Source organism: Snuella sedimenti (genome assembly GCF_016428595.1).
Classification (GTDB): Bacteria; Bacteroidota; Bacteroidia; order Flavobacteriales; family Flavobacteriaceae; genus Snuella; species Snuella sedimenti.
Genome location: NZ_JAELVQ010000010.1, coordinates 74,382 through 93,125 on the forward strand (window position 1 = coordinate 74,382; position 18,744 = coordinate 93,125).

The window sequence follows — 18,744 nt, forward strand, 5'->3', positions numbered from 1 at the left end:
TTAAGTTGGAATACTCTGTGTTAATATCGTTTACTTTAGCATCGGCAGCCTTAGCTATAAGCCCAGGACCCGATAATGTTTATGTGCTGATGCAGAGTATAGTGCATGGCAAGAAATATGGGATTGCAACGGTTTTAGGTTTAATGACAGGTTGTTTGGTACACACTACTCTGGTGGCTTTTGGCGTCTCAACCATAATACAGCAAAATGATAAGCTGTTTTTAATTATAAAATTGTTTGGGGTTGGTTACTTGTTCTATTTGGCATTTAGCGTATATAGAAGCAATGCTCAACTTGGTTTAGATGCTCATGGTGTGCCCAAAAAGAGCCTCTTTAAATTATATAGGCAAGGTTTTATAATGAATGTCCTTAATCCAAAGGTGTCGTTGTTCTTTTTAGCTTTTTTTCCGGGTTTTTTATTTAGTGACTACCTAAGTAATGTAAGTCAGTTTTATATTTTAGGGGGATTCTTTATAGTGGTATCCTTTATTGTATTTTCAAGTATTGCATTATTGTCTGATAGTATTGCTGTTTATATTAAAGGGCATAAAAGAGCAGGTGTTTTTTTTAAGTGGTTTCAAATAATTGTTTTAATGTGTATTGGTATTTTAATTTTGATTTAGATAAACTATCTTCGATTAAAACTTTGCACATTTATAGAGGCAATCATTTTAATTGAGAGGCAAGCCACGTGGCATTTAAAATTTATTATAGAGCAAATAAAAATGATTCTTGTAGAAGCTTTTAATATGTTTAAAAGGTATGAATGACCATGTTAAAGTTATTGAGTGCCCAAGAGATGCAATGCAAGGCATAAAAGCTTTTATACCTACATCTCAAAAGGTTCAATATATTCAATCTTTGTTAAGGGTTGGGTTCGATACTATAGATTTTGGTAGTTTTGTATCGCCTAAGGCTATTCCCCAAATGGTGGATACAGCTGCGGTTTTATCGCAATTGGATTTATCGAGTACAACCAGTAAGTTATTGGCAATAGTAGCTAACGAGCGTGGTGCTATGGAAGCGTCAAAACATCCAGAGATAGATTATTTGGGCTATCCTTTTTCTATTTCAGAAAACTTTCAAATGCGTAATACGCATAAAACCATAGCGCAGTCCGTCATCATTTTAAACACTATTTTAAATATAGCAGACCAAAGTAATAAGGAGGTGGTTGTATACATCTCTATGGGATTTGGAAATCCCTATGGCGACCCTTGGGATGTAGATATTGTGGGGGAATGGACCGAGCGTTTAAATGGCATGGGAGTAAAAATACTCTCATTAAGTGATACCATTGGTAGTTCTACACCCGAAAGTATAGCATATTTGTTTTCTAACTTAATTCCAAAATACCCACACATAGAGTTTGGTGCGCACTTGCACACTACGCCTAGTTCTTGGTTCGAGAAAGTTGATGCAGCCTATAAAGCTGGTTGCAGGCGATTTGATGGTGCCATTCAAGGTTTTGGAGGATGTCCAATGGCAAAAGATGAGTTAACTGGAAATATGCCAACCGAAAAACTGTTGTCTTACTTCACAACCGTTAAAAGCAATACCCTGAATGCACTTAGTTTTGAGAGTGCTTTTAATGAGGCTTCCAAGATTTTTAATGTGTATTATTAATTTTTTTATTGTAATATTCTGTTTGTTAAATAGTTATGTTTTCTTGTTAAAATTTATTTAAAATTAATCTAAATAAACTTTGTGTATCTCATAATGAGTTTTAAATTTGCACTTCGAAATTAATAGTTATTTATAATTAATCTAAATAAATATAATATTTAATCAAGTAATGAAAAGAGTAACAACATTTTTAGCTATTTTAATGGGTGTATCATCATTTGCGCAAACAGTAAGTCAAGATACAACAGCAACTAAAAACCAACAACAAAATGCAGTACAGAACATTTTAAGTGGTAATAGGTCGCAAGGTATAACTGTTGGAGGTTATGCACAAGTAGATTATAACCAACCAGAAGGAGGGAATGGTAAATTGGATGTGCATAGAATGGTAATGCTTTTGGGATATAAGTTTAATGATAGAGTGCAATTCGTAACCGAAATTGAATACGAGCATGTTAAGGAAGTGTACATTGAGCAAGCGTTTTTGAATTATAGCTTAAATGATAACTTAAATATTCGTGGAGGTTTAATGTTGGTGCCTATGGGAATCGTAAATGAGTATCACGAGCCTACTACTTTTAATGGTGTTGAGCGCCCAAGCATGGATAAAAGTATAGTTCCGACTACTTGGAGAGAAGTAGGTGTTGGTGTAACTGGAAAGTTTAACGATGCAAGTTTACGTTACCAAGCTTATCTTTTTAATGGATTTAAGTCTATAAATGGATCAAAAACTTTAGGGGGAAGTAATGGTTTGCGAAATGGACGTCAAAAAGGAGCAGAATCAACAATTAATACACCTAATTTATCTGCCAAGTTAGATTATTATGGTTTACCAGGATTACGTTTAGGGTTGTCAGGTTATTTTGGGAATACTCAAGCCGAAGATGCTGTTGATAAAATTGATGGTGCAGATGTTGGCGTAACCATGTTTGGTTTAGATGCTAGATATATTAATAAGCGTTTTTCTGCAAGAGGACAGTATATTCATGCTTTAATTAGTGATGCCGATGATTATAATGCTTTAAATTCTGCAAATTTAGGTTCTGAATTAAAGGGATGGTATGCAGAAGCTGCTTATAATTTATTGCCATTAGATAATGAGCAAAAATTAGATGCATTTGTAAGATACGAGCAATATGATACCCATGCAGCAACTAAAGATGCAGGTATTACTAGAAATTTAGGATATAATAGAAACGAGTGGACAACAGGTTTAAGTTATCACGTTGCTCCAGGAGCTGTTGTTAAAGCAGATTATCAAATTTTTGATAACGCCGTTGACGGTAACAAATCCGTAGGGCAACTTAACATAGGATTTGGCGTTTGGTTCTAAGGAATATTCTTTAAGTGTTAACAGCTAAAGCAGGGAATTTAATTTCCTGCTTTAGCTATTTGGTATTTTAGTTGTTTATAAAAGTAAATAATTCAATACTTTTGCCACATGAAACGAGCATTAAGAAATTTTAAAAATTACTTCACAAAAGGAAATGTTTAAAATTTTTAATGAGAGAACGAGTGTAGGGAGTGGTTGCACACGTTCTTAATTTTATAATTACAATAAAATCAATTAATTACTAAAATTTAAACGTGTGAAATTTAAACCCGTTTTTATATTGCTTTTAGCAGTTGTTATGTACTCTTTTGGCTTGCCAAAAACTATTCAGAAAAAAGTGGATGCTGCAATAAAGGATGCTTTTAATATTGAAACGTTCCATTTTACGAATGTTCGAATTCTCGATGAGGATACTAAAGACTTGCCTTCTCAATTTGGGGAAGACAACCTGTTTAAAATAACTGTTGATGATGCGCTTTTAGGTTATGCCTATGTGGCTAAAGCTCCGAGTAAAACGGATGAATTTGATTATTTGGTATTATTGGATAAGGACTTGATTGTTTTAAAGACAAAGGTGCTAGTATATCGAGAAGATTATGGAGGAGAAATTGGAAGCAAACGTTGGTTGAAACAATTTATAGGTAAAAAAGAAGGAGATGCCCTAAGATATGGAGATAATATCGTTGCTATCTCTGGAGCCACTATTTCTGTACGTTCCATGACCAATGCCATGAATAATTTATTACAATCATTAAAAATACTTCACTCTAAAAATATCTTGTAAATGCAGCTTAACGGATTAATACATGTGCTTCCTAAAGAGATTAAATTATTAATTGGGGCATTTGTTATTGTCTTAAGTGTTGGTTTTTACACTGGTTTACTATTTGTTGGAGAAACATCAACAGCGCATCCAAACGGAATTGAAGAGCAGTTTTTAGGGAATGAAGACGATGAAAATGCAACTGTAATGCGTTTTAAAAAGAGCGACAAGGAAATGCTAACCTTGGTGCATAACCATATTTTATCACTGTCTATTATTTTCTTTTTATTAGGTGTTATTGTTTCTATTACCCAGTTAGCAAAGAAATTAAAACTATTTTTAATTGTAGAGCCTTTTATATCTGTTATACTTACCTTCGGAGGGCTTTACCTGCTATGGAAGGGCATTTTGTGGATGAAATATGTCGTTATGTTTTCTGGTCTTTTAATGACACTTGTCTTTACTATATCGATTATTATTGTCCTAAAGCAGCTGCTGCAAAAAAAATAACTTACTTCTTTTTTGTTTATATTTGAGTTAGCCTTGTTAATGCTACCTCATGGTGTAACAATAAAATAAAGCTTTAGGCTTTTTTTAACAATTAAAGGTTAAACTTTTAGGGATGTCAGGTGTCTAAAGGCAAACTTCTAATTAAAAATAACATTGAAAAAATCCTTATTACTTCTTTCGTTTCTTTTTTCTATAACATTATATGCCCAAAAGTTTACATTAGAAGGTGTTGTTAAAGATAATACCTCTTATGTATTAGAAGGTGCTTCAGTTTACCTGCAAAGTATTAAAGATAGTGTTGTTATGGCTTATGGTATAACAAATAAAGAAGGTGCATTCTCCATTCGGGTGAATGCAGAAGACGCTCCTAAAATACGTTTTAATATTGCTTATTTGGGTTATAAACCATTCAGTAAGGACGTATTGGTCCCAGAAGGAGATAATTTAAACATTGGAACTATTGAATTAGAGGATCAAGTTGAGGCATTGGATGTTGTATCGGTTATTGGTAAGGCACCCCCAGTAGTTGTAAAAAAGGATACCATTGAGTATAATGCAGATAGTTTCAAAACACTTCCTAACGATAAGGCAGAAGACTTATTAAAAAAGTTGCCAGGTGTAGACATAGATATGGATGGTAACATTACGGTAAATGGAGTAGAGGTAGAGGCTATTAATGTAGATGGCATGCGGTTTTTTGGAGAGAAAAAAGGCGATATCGCTTTAAAAAACATCCCGAGTAATGTGGTGAGTAAAGTGCAGGTTACCGATTACAAAACCAACATGCAGAAGTTTACAGGAGAAGAATCCGATTCGGGAACTAAAGAAATTAATCTTAAAATAAAGAAAGGTAAGAACAGGGCCTATTTTGGAGATGTTAAATTGGGTTATGGTACTGATGATAAGTACCAGGCCAATGCCAATATATTTCAACTTATTGATGGTAAACAGTTAGGTATAATTTCCGGTACTAATAATATTAATATGTCTAGGGGTTTTAATGCATTGCCAGACACCAACACGAGTAATGGACATATTGATTCTGATTTTTTAGGAGCTAATTATTCTAAGGGGAAATGGGATGAAACTAGAGTGAATGGAAATTACAGGTATAGTTCACAACATACTGATACCGAACAGAAAACCTATAGGGAAAATTTCTTGCCCAATTTAAATTATATTACCGATTCCAAAAGCAAGGGGTACAACGATTCTGATAGTCATCAAGGTGGATTGGATTTAAATTTCCTAATAGAACCAAAGAATAAAGCTTCCAATAAAAGAGTACAGTTATCAAACGATATAAATTTTAATAGTTCGAATAGTGTGTCTTTTTCTGAAGTAGAAACAACCGCTCTGTATAGTAATGGTGATTTGGTAAGTGATTATAATTCGACCAATGAAACTACAAATTCGAATTATACATTAAATAATACACTTAGGGTAACACCTTTAACGGGAAACTGGCGGGATTATATGAATTTTGAATTAAGTACAAACTTTACTAAAGGTAATACGAATAGCAAGCGGTTTTCAGAAAATGTTTTGTACAATAAAAACACAACGGTTGTACAAGATCAGATAAATGATGTTGAAAATGGAAATACAAACATACGGTTTGGTGCCATATGGAGTAAAGAGGTCGGGTCTAATTTTAGAATTATTCCGCGATATTCAGTTACCGTTAATTCGCAAAAAAATGAGAAGAATGTCTATGACTATAACGAAACAACCGAGATTTATGATGAGTTTAATGACTTGTTAAGTACGGATAGTAAGTATGTTTCTCTGGTTATAAAACCATCTTTAAGACTTCGGTATGAATACAACTACTTTAGGTTTGAAGTGGAAGGTGCTTATACTGATACCTATCGTAACAATAAGGACAACTTGGTAGCAGCTCGAAATTTTAAAACGGATTTTAAATATTTTACCTATTCAGGTAGAATCCGTTATAGAGATAAAAATGGCTATAAAAATATTTCATTAAGATATAATCAGGATGTGAATGTGCCATCGGCAAATCAATTACAGCCAATAGAAGATGTTAGTAATATCACGCATATTCGTAAAGGGAATCCGTTATTAGAGCCCGAGGTTAATCATAGCATAAGTTTTGAATATCAGAACAATTTAGCATTTCATCACATAAATATTAGTGGTAATGCAAGAGCGGGGTTTGTTCAGGATAAAATAATAAACGCGACTACCACCGATGCAGATTTAATTAGGTATACTACCTACGATAATATTAATGGTGATTATTCACTATCGGGGAATGCGGCTATTTCAAAATCGTTTTTCAATAAAAAAACGAATATTAACTTAAATGCCAGAATACAAGGTGCTTTTAGAAATAATCTATCCATTCAGAACAATGTAAAGTTTACGGCACAAACGACTACAATAACACCCTCGGTTTCGTTTAGATATGCCTACGATAATAAGATAGAATTAAATGCTTCGTACAACTATTCTATGAACAAAAGTGTTTATGATACAGACGCCTTTAAGGATAACGATTATTTTGTTCAGAATGTTAGGATAGATACACAAGTCTTTTTCTTTAAAAATATTTTTCTGTCCAATAAACTGTCATACCGTTACAATAGTAGGGTTGGAGACGATTTTGATGGAGATGCTGTGTTTTGGAACGCAGGAATTGGAGCCGAGTTGTGGAATAATAAAGCAACTTTAACATTGGTAGGTTACGATATGTTAGGTAAGAATAATGGTTATAGGCGCACCGTTGCAGAAAGTTATATTCAAGATGTTGAAAGCAAAATACTAAAACAATACTTCATGCTTAATTTTACTTATAAGTTTGGCCGTTTTGCTGGTCAAAATATGAATGTTGGTAGCGGTGATTACAGACGAGGCAGAAGTTTTAGATCAAGGGGAGGCGGACGAGGTTAATTTATAGAAATTCATAAGAAATAGAATAGCTAGGCACTTCAAGTTAATTGTTAAAACTGGCAAAACTAATACATAATATCTTAGATATTAATTGTATATTTGCACGCAATTATAATCGTAATTGCATCATGACTGCACATCAAAACAAAATAGTAGGAGAAGGATTAACTTATGATGATGTCCTTTTAGTTCCAGCTTTTTCAGAGGTTTTACCGAGAGAAGTAAGTATTCAAACAAAATTTACGCGTAATATTACCATTAATGTCCCAATAATTTCGGCAGCAATGGATACCGTAACCGAAAGTAAAATGGCTATTGCCATGGCACAAGAAGGTGGCATTGGTGTTTTACATAAAAACATGACTATTGAAGCGCAAGCTTTAAAAGTAAGACGCGTTAAGCGTGCAGAAAGCGGAATGATTATAGATCCGGTTACTTTACCTCTTACAGCCAAGGTTGTCGATGCTAAACAATATATGGCAGAACACGGTATTGGCGGGATTCCTATTGTAGATGAATCGGGAACGTTAAAGGGTATTGTTACCAATAGAGATCTGCGTTTTGAGCATGATAACAAGAAGCCTATTATTGAGGTTATGACTAGTGAAAATCTAGTAACAGCAGCGGTTGGTACGTCATTAAAAGATGCTGAAGAAATCCTTCAAAAACATAAAATAGAAAAGCTACTTATTGTAGACGATAATTATAAATTATCTGGTCTTATTACGTTTAGGGACATTACAAAGCTTAGTCAAAAACCAAATGCAAATAAAGATGAATATGGGCGCTTGCGTGTAGCTGCAGCTATTGGTGTAACTGCCGATGCTGTTAACAGGGCAGAAGCTTTAGTAAATGCAGGTGTTGATGCAGTGGTTATCGATACAGCTCATGGCCATACAAAAGGTGTTATAGGCGTTCTTAAAGAAATAAAAGCGAAGTTCCCCGATTTAGAGATTGTAGTAGGTAATATAGCAACAGGGGCAGCTGCCAAATATCTGGTAGAAGCTGGAGCCGATGCTGTAAAAGTTGGTATTGGACCAGGATCTATTTGTACAACGCGTGTAGTTGCAGGTGTTGGTTTTCCTCAGTTTTCAGCAGTGCTTGAAGTGGCAGCCGCAATAAAAGGCAGTGGTGTTCCGGTAATTGCCGATGGTGGTATTCGTTATACAGGTGATATTCCTAAAGCTATTGCAGCAGGAGCCGATTGTGTGATGTTAGGCTCGCTTTTAGCAGGAACGAAAGAATCACCAGGAGAAACCATTATTTACGAAGGAAGAAAATTTAAATCGTATCGCGGAATGGGATCGGTAGAAGCCATGAAAGAAGGTAGTAAAGATCGTTATTTCCAAGATGTTGAAGACGATATTAAAAAATTAGTGCCAGAAGGTATTGTTGGACGTGTACCTTATAAAGGAGACCTGTACGAAAGTATCCATCAGTTTATTGGTGGTTTGCGAGCAGGTATGGGGTATTGTGGGGCTAAAGATGTTGAGACTTTAAAAGAAACAGGGCAGTTCGTTAAGATCACGGCGAGTGGTATTAATGAAAGCCATCCACATGATGTAACGATTACAAAAGAATCTCCTAATTATAGTAGATAAGCAAAATAAAATAATAAAGCACAAAAAAGCACGACTGCAATTAAAAGTCGTGCTTTTTTCAATTGGCTAAAAAAATGCCCTTTTTTACCCGTTTTTTGTCTTTTTCTTCTTCCGTAGCTCGACTATACAACTCAAAAAAGCTTTCAAATGTGCAAAAAATGCCTGATTTTTGCTTCAATCTAAAAAGTTTAAAAGTTCATTATTTAATTAAGGCACGATCCCACACTTTTCCGGTTTTTTCATCTATCATTTCGATAGAAACGCGATCCCCGTCAATTTTAACAGAAAGTACATAGTACATTGCTTCGGGTAGGTTTGTTATAGTGCCATTTGCTGCACGAAACATATAAGGAGCGTGTCCTTTCTTTATGTTTTCGTCCGTTCGTTTACCATAATAGGCATCATTTTTAAGCGCATCGTTTTCACGTCTAAGAGGATAAATAGTGGCACCAGCACCAGCAGAAATAATATAATTTGTAGTGTTGCGCTTGGTACGGTAATAAATATGGTCATGACCACTAAAAACAGCAGTAACATTGTATCTGTCATACAGTTTTGTAGTCTTTGTTTCTTTGCCTTCTACATCCTTATATGACTTTGCTCCTAGGGTGTAATGCGGACGGTGTTTGAAGATGAAAATATGTTTTCCTTTTGCGTTTCTCAGTTCTTTTTTCAACCATTTAAGCTTGACTCTGTCATTATTTATTTTTGGCCAGGGCAGTGCGATAAATTTAGCATTGCCATATTCAAAACTATACATGGCCTTCTTCATGCCAAAAAAATTAGTAAAATTCTCGACACCATCATCTCCACCCGATTCTTCATGATTACCTACAGTTGGCCACATGGGGTACTTGCGCATAAACCAGCCACCCATTTTATCAAGTTTGTCATAATCTTGCTTTCCTTTTTTACCTCCACCAGTATTAACAAGATCAGCTGTTGTGATACAAAAATCTGGTTGTAGAGAGTCAGCTCGCTTTAAAACGTTAGGAAAATGTCTCGACCCTTTTGAGTCTCCAAAAACTAAAAAATGCATGGTCGCTACATGTTTGCCAGTTTTGGTCTTTAAAGCCTTCATTTTAGGCTCTGGATTATATGGATTGTCTATTTCCTGAGCATTGGTACGGATTGATAGTAATAAAGTTATAAAAGCGATTACTATGTATTTATATACTGACATCTTGTATTTTTAGTTGCTTTCTATTTTTTGGCCAGCTTCACTGTAAAGATCGACTTCACCATCTAAAAGCACGGCTATAACCGTAACGTCTTTGTCTTGCACCGATTCAGGTAAGTCGATATAAAGCAAGCCTGGAACAGCACTCCAATATTGTTTGCCAACTACTTTGTAGGGAAGTTTGGTGCCATTGCCAACAACCCAAATACGATTTACTTTATTCTTTAAACCCTTAATTAGCAAAGGCCCGTTAGGTTTATTGTCTACGTATAAGTATAAAATCTTTTTATCCTTAGATAAGGCAGTGTATCCGTTAAAATGCCCATGTGGTATACCGGCTCGAGTACCATAAATAGCAGCTTTGTGCTTGTTGGTCCAACGTCCTAAGCCTTGTAATATTTCAACTTGTTCTTTAGGAATAGTGCCATCTGGTTTTGGCCCTATATCTAAAAGTAAATTTCCTCCCATACTAATACAATCTACCAATATTCTAATTATTTGATTCGTACTTTTATAGGTCGTATCATTAGGTTGGTAACCCCAAGAGTTATTCATGGTCATACAAAGTTCCCAGTATTCGTTGTCTGGTTTAGAAATGGGGACACCTTGTTCAGGTGTAGCATAATCCCCATAACCTTGAAGGCGTGAGTTTATAATGGTATGTGGTGTTTTGGAGAGTAGTAAACTGCGAATTTCTTTGGCTTTCCATTTTTCAGCCGATTGTTCCCAATCTCCATCAAACCAATACAGGTCTGGATTGTATCGCGTTAGTTCTTTTAATTGTCCGAAATTAAATTTTCTAAATTTTTCCCAACGATCTGCATCGTCGCTATAACGTTTTTTATTTCTTGTAAAATTAGGATAGTCGGGGTGGGACCAATCCAATAAGGAGTAATAAAGCCCCAATTTTAAACCTTCATTTTTAACAGCTTGAGCAAAAGGACTTATTAAATCACGTTTTGCCTTTGCTTTATCGACCGTATTCAAGTCACTTTGTTTGGTGTCCCATAAAGCTACCCCATCATGGTGCTTTGTTGTTATGACTGTATATTTTGCACCACTTTCTTTAATTAAGGAAGCCCAATAATTTGGATCATAGTTTTTTGCGTTAAACCCATTAAGCTGTTTCATGTAGTCATCATGGGAAATATAGCCATTAAAGAAAGACCAAGATTCGTCAATACCATTTACAGCATAAATGCCCCAATGAATAAAAATACCTAGTTTGGCATCTTTAAACCAAGCAAGGCGTTCTGCTTTTGGAATTTCCTGTTCTTGAGCAGAGAGATTGGTTAAGGAACTAGTTAATAAAATAAAAAGTAATAAGATTGAATTTTTATATGTCATTTTTTTAATATTTAATGGTCTAAAGATACAATTCAAATTTCGAATTGTTTAGCTACTCTTGATATATCTGACCACGATGAGGCCTTAGAGCATCGCGTATGGGTTTCATGTTATTTTCGTTAACAACCAAATAAGCTATGGCATGTGTGTCGTTTAAACTTTCAAATCCAGTAATGGATATGTTTAAGTTTTTAATTTGGATATACTCCTTTAAATGAATTTCATGATGCTCGGCAATTTTCAGGGCCTCAGGGCCATAAAAATCCCAAATGAGTTTGAGGTTTCGCATGGTACTTTATTAAGAGCGTTATGAAAGCAAAGATATATAATATAACAGCGTAATATTTTTGCTTTTTAACCGTTTTTTAAATCAGCTTGTATTATAGGTATATATTAGTATTTTTGTAGTTATCGTTATTGTTTTTTTTTTGATCCAAAGGAGCTGTTGCCAAAAAATCAAATTGTACGAGGGTAGTTAAATAAATGTTGTTTAACATTAAAAAGAATAGGATTAAATGAAGTTAAGGTGTTTACTTGCTATATGTGGTGTTTTGTTTTTGTCTAATCTTCAAGCACAAACCAATCAGGAGGATATACTTTTTATAGTGGACAACGATCCCGTTTACGTCTCTGAATTTTTGAGGGTTTATAATAAGAACCTAGATTTGGTTCAAGATGAATCCCAAAAGGATGTTGATGAGTATTTAACGCTTTTCACTAATTACAAATTAAAATTAAAGGAAGCTAGAGCTTTGGGCTTACACAAAAAGCCGTCTTATATTAGAGAACTGAGAAATTATAAGAAGCAGCTGATGCAAGGCTATATTACCGATGCAAAAGTTACTGATGCTTTGATACAAGAGGCTTACGATAGAATTTCTTATGATGTAAAGGCCAGCCATATTTTAGTAAAGGTTTCCGAAAATGCAAATCCGAAAGATACACTGGCTGCCTATAATACAGCTATTAACTTACGTAATAGAGCTTTAAAGGAAGGGTTTGAAAAGGTTAGGGAAGAAGTGCATAATGGACAAACTGTTTTTGGTGAATCTCTTGGGTACTTTTCTGGATTTAAAATGGTTTATAAATTTGAAAATGTAGCTTATAATACTAAAGTAGGAGACATATCTCAAGTTTTTAGAACCCGTTTTGGATATCATTTTCTAAAAGTATTCGACAAGCGAAAATCCCGTGGCCAGGTAACTGTAGCCCACATTATGATTGCTAACAAGCAAATGGATACCGTTAACATGACACCCGAAACCCGTGTTAAGGAAATATATAAAAAGTTAGAGCAAGGAGAAGATTTTGAATCATTGGCCAAGCAATTTTCCGATGATAAAAGCACGGCGTCCAGAGGTGGTATGTTGGAGCCATTTTCTGGGGGACAATTAACTTCCCAGATTTTTGAAGACGAGGCTTTTGGTTTGGTTAATATTGGAGATGTATCTCAGCCTTTTAAAACAGAATTTGGTTGGCATATTGTAAAACTCTATGACAGAAAGCCTATACGGCCTTTTGAAGCGCTTAAACCAGAATTAGAAGTACGCGTAAAACGAGATGATCGCTCCAGATTAATTGATGAAGCCTTAATAGAAAATCTTAAGAAGAGGTATAATATAAATAGCCAACAACCAGATTTAAGTTATTTTGTATCCATATTAAACGAGGATTACTTTAAGCGCACATGGGTGCTGCCAAGCGATTTTACGGCAAATAAACCATTAGTTAAAATTGTTGATGAGCAGTTAACTTATAAAGATTTTGCAGATTATTTATTAAAGGCACAAAGGCAAATGGAACCCAGGGCGCCATTTCCCTCTATTGTGTCGAAAAAATACAATGCTTTTTTTAATAGTCAGCTTATTAAATATCGAGAAGATCATTTAGAAGAGGAAAATGAAGAATATGCCCATGTGGTTAATGAGTATAGAGACGGGCTTCTGTTGTTCGATTTAATGGAATCTACTATTTGGAATATATCAGAATCAGACTCACTCGATCTTCAAAATTTTTACAATTCGCATAAGGCTAAATATATGTTGCCAAAGTGCGTAGATGCAATTGTTGCGACGTCAACAAATCAAAAAGCCCTTAAAAAAGTTGCTAAATTATTACATAAAGGCTTGCCTGTAGAACAAATAAAGAACCTGGTAAATAGTAACAATACCATTCAGGTTATTTTTACTTCGGGGGTAATGGATGCATCACATCAGGCCCTTCCTAAAGATTTTGTGTTTAAAAAAGGCATGTCTAAAGTATATTATCACCACGATGCTTTTGTTGTTGTTCAGGTAAATAAAGTACTGCCAGAAGCTCAAAAAGCTTTTGAAGATGCCAAAGGCTCGGTTATTTCAGATTATCAGATTTACAAAGAGTCTAATTGGATTAAGGAGTTGAGGGAAAAGTTTAAAGTAACCGTTAATCAAGAGGCATTAAAAAAAGTGAAACTTCAAATTAAAAGTCAGTAGTGCAAAAAAATATAGCCATTATTATACTATTGTTTATAGTAGCAACATCGTGTACTTTTTTTAAGGAAACAGATGACCGTGTTCCAGTAGCCAGAGTGAATGAAACCTATTTATATTATGATGACATAAAAGATTTGGTTTCTGAAGGGACATCGAAAGCAGATAGTACACTTATGGTGCAAAATTTCATTAATCGTTGGGCAACAAAGCAATTGTTTATGGATGGCGCGATGCTTAATTTAAGTGAAGCTAAGCAGGAGATATTTAATAAACTTGTAGAACAATATAAAAGTGATTTATATACAAAAGCTTATATAGAAGCCTTGGTAAAGCGAAGTATAGATACCTTGGTAACACAAGATGAGGCGGAGGCTTATTATGAAAGCAATAAAGAGGTTTTTAAGTTAAATGAAGAGCTTATAAAGTTTCGTTACATTAATGTAGATGAGAATATTATCGATTTTAAAGCCATTGAAAAAAAGTTTAAGCGCTTTAATCCAGACGATAAAAAAGAATTGGATTCCATATCTATTCAGTTTAGGTCCTATTCGTTAAATGACTCCATTTGGATAAAAGTAAGTCAGGTAATTGATAAAATTCCAGTAATAACTTCAGAAAATAAAAGCCAACTGTTAAAAAAAACTAATTTTATACAGCTCAAAGATTCATTAGGAGTATATTTGATGCAAATTAATGATGTTTTGATGCGAAATGATACGGCACCACTGGAATATGTGAAGCCAACTATAGATCAAATCGTTATTAACAAACGAAAGCTTGAACTTATTAGGGAATTAGAAAAAGACATTACAAAAGATGCAATTAAGAATAAACAATTTGAAATCTATAATTAATTTGAAACATTTCATTTTTTTATGTATTACCTTATTGGGAATGCACGATATATTAGCACAGGAAATTATCGAGGAAGCTGTAGAAGAGAAAAGCACAGAAGCAAAAGCTTCTGTTAATACGGTACAAGGGCAAAAGGTAGATGGTGTAGCAGCGGTGGTAGGTGATTTTATAATTTTAGAGTCTGATATACCAAAAGAACTTGAGCAGATTAAAGCAGCCGGAGGTTCTGTTGAAGGTCTTGACAATTGCCAAGTAATGGGTATGCTCCTTGAGAACAAACTGTATCAGCACCATGCTATTCAAGATAGTATTGTTGTAGCCGATGCAGAAGTTCGTAGAAGTGTAGACTACCAGATTGAACAGTTTTTAACACAAACCAATGGGTCTATGGAACGACTTTTAAAGTTTTATGATCAAGAAGATGAAAAGAGCTTTAGGGATGAAATGTATGAGATTAATAAAGCTGGGATGTTAGCGAGAGAAATGCAGTCTAAAATTATTGAAGAAGTCGAGATAACCCCAGAAGAAGTTAGGGTATTCTTTAATAAAATACCTAAAGAAGACCGCCCTGTATTTGGAACAGAGCTTAAAGTGGCACAAATAGTAGCCGAACCGAAGGTATCCGAAGAAGAAAAGCAAAGAGTTGTAGATCGTTTGTTACAATTTAAGGCAGATGTTGTTGAAAACGGTGCTAGTTTTGCTTCTAAAGCCATATTGTATTCTGACGACAAAGAATCGGTAAGTAGAGGAGGTAAGTTTACATTAGATAGAACCAAACCTAGAATGGTTAAGGAGTTTAGACAAGTTGCTTTCTCCCTTCAAGAAGGCGAGGTGTCCGATCCTTTTGAGACAGATTATGGATTTCATATTATTTACTTGGAAAAGGTAAGAGGACAAGAATACGATGTTAGGCATATTCTTTTAATACCCAAAGTTTCGAGCGAAGCTGTTAAGGAAGCTAAAGAGCGCCTTGAAAAAGTAAGACAGCGTATTGTAGATGGTGACATTTCATTTGCCGATGCTGCAAAAGAAGCCAGTGATGAAAAAGAAACCAGAGGTGACGGAGGGCAACTTATCAACCCGAAAACACAAGATTATAATTTTGAATTAACAAAAATGGATACCGAATTGTATACACAAATCCAAAATTTAAAAGACGGTGAAGTAAGTTTGATTCAGACTGAAACAGATAGAACAGGTAATGTAAAGTATAAAATATTGATGGTTACCGATAGGATTGATGAACATGAAGCAGATTATGCCCGTGATTATTTAAAAATTAAAGAGCTTGCTTTAAGGGAAAAACAGTTAAAAGCAATTGAGAAGTGGCAAAAGGAAAAGATCATGGATACTTATATTAAAATATCGGGAGATTATAGGGATTGCGATTTTTCTAGTAACTGGTTAAAAAAGTAAGCCTATGTCCGATGTAGCAGCCGTTAATCAATTTGTAAAACGTTATAAGGATTTAAAGACAGAAATAGCCAAGGTAATTGTTGGGCAAGAGGATGTCGTAAACCAAATATTGATCTCTATTTTTTCGGGGGGTCACTCATTGCTTATAGGGGTTCCCGGTTTAGCAAAAACACTCATGGTTAATACCATTGCCCAAGCTTTAGGACTGGATTTTAAACGTATTCAATTTACGCCAGACTTAATGCCAAGTGATATTTTGGGTAGTGAAATTCTAGACGAAGACAGGCATTTTAAGTTTATTAAAGGGCCTGTGTTTGCTAATATTATTTTAGCTGATGAGATTAACAGGACGCCACCCAAAACACAGGCAGCATTGTTGGAGGCTATGCAGGAACGGGCAGTAACCGTTGCTGGTCACCATTATAAATTGGATTTGCCTTATTTTGTATTGGCTACGCAAAACCCAATAGAACAGGAGGGGACTTACCCATTGCCCGAGGCGCAATTAGATCGTTTTATGTTTGCAGTTAATTTAAACTACCCATCGTTTAATGAGGAAGTAGAAGTCGTTAAAGCAACTACAACAGACCAACAAAGTAAAATAAATGCCTTGTTCACTGCTAAGGAAATAGTCGACTTTCAGCATTTAATTCGTCGTATTCCAGTAGCCGACAATGTGATTGAATATGCCGTAACTATGGTTGGTAAAACACGCCCCGATAGTAAAGCTGCAACCGATTTGGTTAAAACATATATCGATTGGGGAGCTGGACCAAGGGCCTCACAGAATTTAATTTTGGCAGCAAAAACACATGCAGCCATCCACGGTAAATTCTCGCCAGATATTGAAAATGTACAGGCAGTTGCCCATAGTATCTTAAGACACCGTATCATTAAAAATTACAAGGCTGAAGCTGAGGGAATTACCGAGGAGCAAATTATTAAAGATTTATTTTAAAAGGAGTATCGGTCTCAATTATCGAGTAAGAAGTCGATCCCCTTTATGAGTTCGGTAATGGATTGTTCGTCCAAAAGATCGTAAAAGCCTCTTATTTGTTGGTTTTTATCAACTAAAGCAGTAAAAGAAGAGTGGTAAAAGTCAATGCCATTATTTAAAGGTTTAAAACTAGTTCTAAATAACGTTGCTACGTGGTCAAGCTGACTTTGCTTTCCGTTAAGAAAATGCCATTTTGAATTTAGTACTCCTGTACTGTTAGCATATGATTTTAAGATTGGGATGGAATCGTTCTTAGGATCGATACTAAACGAAAGTATCATAAAATCGTCAGCGTTTTTATATACATGGGCAACACGCGTTAAACCAACTTTCATTTTCGGACAGATACTAGGGCATCTCGTAAAGAAAAAGTTTGCTATGTAGACTTTTCCTTTGGTGTTTTTCCCTGTAACTTTTTGGTTTAACTGATTCGTGAATTCAAAGTTCTCAATATTGTAATTCACCTTTTTGCCATTAGAGTCAATGTAATGACTTAGAATGGGAAGATGTGTCTTTGAAACACAGGACAGGTTTATAGAAGTAAAGCCGATAAGGAGTAATAGCCTAATTAGCATTGAAGTAGTTTTTTGTTTTTATAGCCATTTCTTTATCGTAAAAAAATAAAAACATACTAGCCATCATGTCTTGTAGTTCATCTGATGTATTATTGGTTGAAAGTATTAATTCATAATCATGATCGGGAAACATTAGTACCCCTTTAATACTTGAAAATGCTGGTGTAGAGTTAAGTCCTATACGGTTTTTGTGGTTTTTAACAATGCAATTATAGAGTATTTCATTGGTTGTTACATCTTTTAAAATAAATTGCTCTGCAAAAGGGTGTAAGTGAGGTGTTATTTGATGTAACCTAAGGGTATCTTGAATAGCGAGTTGCTTGGTGACGTTGCATCTAAATACTTGTTTCCCTTTTTTAATTTTCCAGTGTCCAGATACTATTTGTCCGTTGTCGTCGTAATAAGTATGGTTTTTTGTTTCAATAGGAACACAAGAATTATTATCAAGTATACTAACATATTTATCGTCCATTTTGGTTAAATCAAACGGAAGCATCATAAATAAGGTTTTTGGAAATAAAGGCTTGATGTTTTTATGGTTACTATAGTTAATGGAAATAGTATGTTTTATTTGAAAAATAGAATCTGTTATATTATGATTTAGCGTTTGTGTAGACATAAAAAACGTTTCGTCGCTAAAAAAGGGGTAACCATAACCTTTAGGAAAGTTCACGGTTTCAATACCATGTGATAACGAAATGAGCCTAGGGTGTTGTTGATACATTCTGTTTAACAAGTTCCATCTTCCATGATGCTCTTGCTCTATATAATCAATATTGGAATGGCAAATAAAGTCGTTAGAAGCAACCGCATTGTTTTTAGAAAATTTTGCTTGGACTTTAAAACCTGTCATCCATAGTAATTCGTTTTTAGAAGTATCCAAATAAAAATTATGGGTTGCTAGGGGGCCTTCCATAGATTTGTAAATATTGTCAATTAAAAAGGAGGGAGATTCAAATGTTAGCTGGTTGCTGGCAACATCTTTCTGCCAATTGGGATCTACTATTCTAAAAAAATGTAACAGCTGTGTTTTTACAATGGCTTTGTGCCTGTTAGATAAATTAAAATAGTATATTAGGCTACCGGTACCAATTATAATTAGAATGATTGTAGTAATTTTATGCCACGTCTTTAAAGTCATATTATTGCATTAG

General features: G+C 34.7%; 16 protein-coding genes. 11 read left to right on the forward strand and 5 right to left on the reverse strand.

What is annotated here, in order from left to right:
- The first annotated feature begins 5 nt into the window (after positions 1-5).
- From JF259_RS09495 to guaB, 7 genes are all read left to right on the forward strand, one after another.
- Positions 6-623 (forward strand): LysE family translocator, encoded by a 618-nt coding sequence (locus tag JF259_RS09495; RefSeq protein ID WP_199115076.1) that lies wholly within the window; start codon positions 6-8, stop codon positions 621-623.
- A gap of 139 nt (positions 624-762) precedes the next feature.
- A complete protein-coding gene (locus JF259_RS09500; RefSeq protein ID WP_199115077.1) occupies positions 763-1,626 on the forward strand; it encodes a hydroxymethylglutaryl-CoA lyase in 864 nt (287 codons plus the stop codon).
- Positions 1,627-1,795: 169 nt separating this feature from the next.
- Complete coding sequence (locus JF259_RS09505; RefSeq protein ID WP_199115078.1) at positions 1,796-2,959, forward strand: porin family protein; 1,164 nt, start codon at positions 1,796-1,798, stop codon at positions 2,957-2,959.
- 256 nt (positions 2,960-3,215) lie between these two features.
- Complete coding sequence (locus JF259_RS09510) at positions 3,216-3,743, forward strand: FMN-binding protein (protein ID WP_199115079.1); 528 nt, start codon at positions 3,216-3,218, stop codon at positions 3,741-3,743.
- The gene (locus JF259_RS09515) at positions 3,744-4,232 is read left to right on the forward strand and encodes a hypothetical protein (protein ID WP_199115080.1); all 489 of its coding nucleotides are present in this window, start codon (positions 3,744-3,746) and stop codon (positions 4,230-4,232) included.
- 153 nt (positions 4,233-4,385) lie between these two features.
- A complete protein-coding gene (locus JF259_RS09520; protein ID WP_199115081.1) occupies positions 4,386-7,148 on the forward strand; it encodes an outer membrane beta-barrel protein in 2,763 nt (920 codons plus the stop codon).
- A gap of 128 nt (positions 7,149-7,276) precedes the next feature.
- Positions 7,277-8,749: an IMP dehydrogenase gene (gene guaB / locus JF259_RS09525; protein ID WP_199115082.1), complete on the forward strand. Its 1,473-nt coding sequence runs from the start codon at positions 7,277-7,279 to the stop codon at positions 8,747-8,749.
- A 199-nt stretch (positions 8,750-8,948) separates the two neighbouring features.
- Here the strand turns inward: guaB and JF259_RS09530 are convergent, their stop codons facing one another.
- Genes JF259_RS09530 through JF259_RS09540 form a run of 3 tightly spaced genes read right to left on the reverse strand, consistent with a single transcriptional unit; the run spans position 8,949 to position 11,565 of the window.
- Entirely contained in the window at positions 8,949-9,932 is a 984-nt protein-coding gene (locus tag JF259_RS09530; RefSeq protein ID WP_199115083.1) for a metallophosphoesterase family protein, read from the reverse strand.
- Positions 9,933-9,941: 9 nt separating this feature from the next.
- The gene (locus JF259_RS09535; RefSeq protein WP_199115084.1) at positions 9,942-11,276 is read right to left on the reverse strand and encodes an alpha-L-fucosidase; all 1,335 of its coding nucleotides are present in this window, start codon (positions 11,274-11,276) and stop codon (positions 9,942-9,944) included.
- A gap of 52 nt (positions 11,277-11,328) precedes the next feature.
- Complete coding sequence (locus JF259_RS09540) at positions 11,329-11,565, reverse strand: hypothetical protein (RefSeq protein ID WP_199115085.1); 237 nt, start codon at positions 11,563-11,565, stop codon at positions 11,329-11,331.
- A gap of 226 nt (positions 11,566-11,791) precedes the next feature.
- Here JF259_RS09540 and JF259_RS09545 point away from each other — a divergent pair, with 226 nt between their 5' ends.
- From JF259_RS09545 to JF259_RS09560, 4 genes are read left to right on the forward strand one after another with little or no spacing between them, the layout of a single operon-like run.
- The gene (locus JF259_RS09545; protein WP_199115086.1) at positions 11,792-13,747 is read left to right on the forward strand and encodes a peptidylprolyl isomerase; all 1,956 of its coding nucleotides are present in this window, start codon (positions 11,792-11,794) and stop codon (positions 13,745-13,747) included.
- Positions 13,747-14,601 (forward strand): peptidyl-prolyl cis-trans isomerase, encoded by an 855-nt coding sequence (locus JF259_RS09550; protein WP_317192074.1) that lies wholly within the window; start codon positions 13,747-13,749, stop codon positions 14,599-14,601. The genes JF259_RS09545 and JF259_RS09550 overlap by 1 nt, the downstream gene beginning before the upstream one ends.
- A 40-nt stretch (positions 14,602-14,641) precedes the next feature.
- Positions 14,642-16,018 carry a peptidylprolyl isomerase gene (locus JF259_RS09555; RefSeq protein WP_317192075.1) on the forward strand — a complete coding sequence of 459 codons (1,377 nt, stop codon included), beginning with the start codon at positions 14,642-14,644 and terminating at the stop codon, positions 16,016-16,018.
- A 4-nt stretch (positions 16,019-16,022) separates the two neighbouring features.
- A complete protein-coding gene (locus tag JF259_RS09560) occupies positions 16,023-16,976 on the forward strand; it encodes an AAA family ATPase (RefSeq protein WP_199115088.1) in 954 nt (317 codons plus the stop codon).
- 14 nt (positions 16,977-16,990) lie between these two features.
- On the opposite strand, the gene JF259_RS09565 is transcribed toward JF259_RS09560, so the two are convergent.
- Positions 16,991-17,590: an SCO family protein gene (locus JF259_RS09565; protein WP_199115089.1), complete on the reverse strand. Its 600-nt coding sequence runs from the start codon at positions 17,588-17,590 to the stop codon at positions 16,991-16,993.
- Positions 17,580-18,731 (reverse strand): hypothetical protein, encoded by a 1,152-nt coding sequence (locus tag JF259_RS09570; protein ID WP_199115090.1) that lies wholly within the window; start codon positions 18,729-18,731, stop codon positions 17,580-17,582. The genes JF259_RS09565 and JF259_RS09570 overlap by 11 nt, the downstream gene beginning before the upstream one ends.
- Positions 18,732-18,744: the final 13 nt, after the last annotated feature.

Excerpts from the sequence above, each read along its gene's own strand:
- JF259_RS09515 (WP_199115080.1), top strand. The coding sequence starts at position 3,744 with ATGCAGCTTAACGGATTAATACATGTGCTTCCTAAAGAGATTAAATTA.
- JF259_RS09560 (WP_199115088.1), top strand. The coding sequence starts at position 16,023 with ATGTCCGATGTAGCAGCCGTTAATCAATTTGTAAAACGTTATAAGGAT.
- JF259_RS09570 (WP_199115090.1), bottom strand. The coding sequence starts at position 18,731 with ATGACTTTAAAGACGTGGCATAAAATTACTACAATCATTCTAATTATA.
- JF259_RS09540 (WP_199115085.1), bottom strand. The coding sequence starts at position 11,565 with ATGCGAAACCTCAAACTCATTTGGGATTTTTATGGCCCTGAGGCCCTG.
- JF259_RS09500 (WP_199115077.1), top strand. The coding sequence starts at position 763 with ATGAATGACCATGTTAAAGTTATTGAGTGCCCAAGAGATGCAATGCAA.
- JF259_RS09530 (WP_199115083.1), bottom strand. The coding sequence starts at position 9,932 with ATGTCAGTATATAAATACATAGTAATCGCTTTTATAACTTTATTACTA.
- JF259_RS09505 (WP_199115078.1), top strand. The coding sequence starts at position 1,796 with ATGAAAAGAGTAACAACATTTTTAGCTATTTTAATGGGTGTATCATCA.
- JF259_RS09555 (WP_317192075.1), top strand. The coding sequence starts at position 14,642 with ATGCACGATATATTAGCACAGGAAATTATCGAGGAAGCTGTAGAAGAG.
- guaB (WP_199115082.1), top strand. The coding sequence starts at position 7,277 with ATGACTGCACATCAAAACAAAATAGTAGGAGAAGGATTAACTTATGAT.
- JF259_RS09545 (WP_199115086.1), top strand. The coding sequence starts at position 11,792 with ATGAAGTTAAGGTGTTTACTTGCTATATGTGGTGTTTTGTTTTTGTCT.
- JF259_RS09565 (WP_199115089.1), bottom strand. The coding sequence starts at position 17,590 with ATGCTAATTAGGCTATTACTCCTTATCGGCTTTACTTCTATAAACCTG.
- JF259_RS09535 (WP_199115084.1), bottom strand. The coding sequence starts at position 11,276 with ATGACATATAAAAATTCAATCTTATTACTTTTTATTTTATTAACTAGT.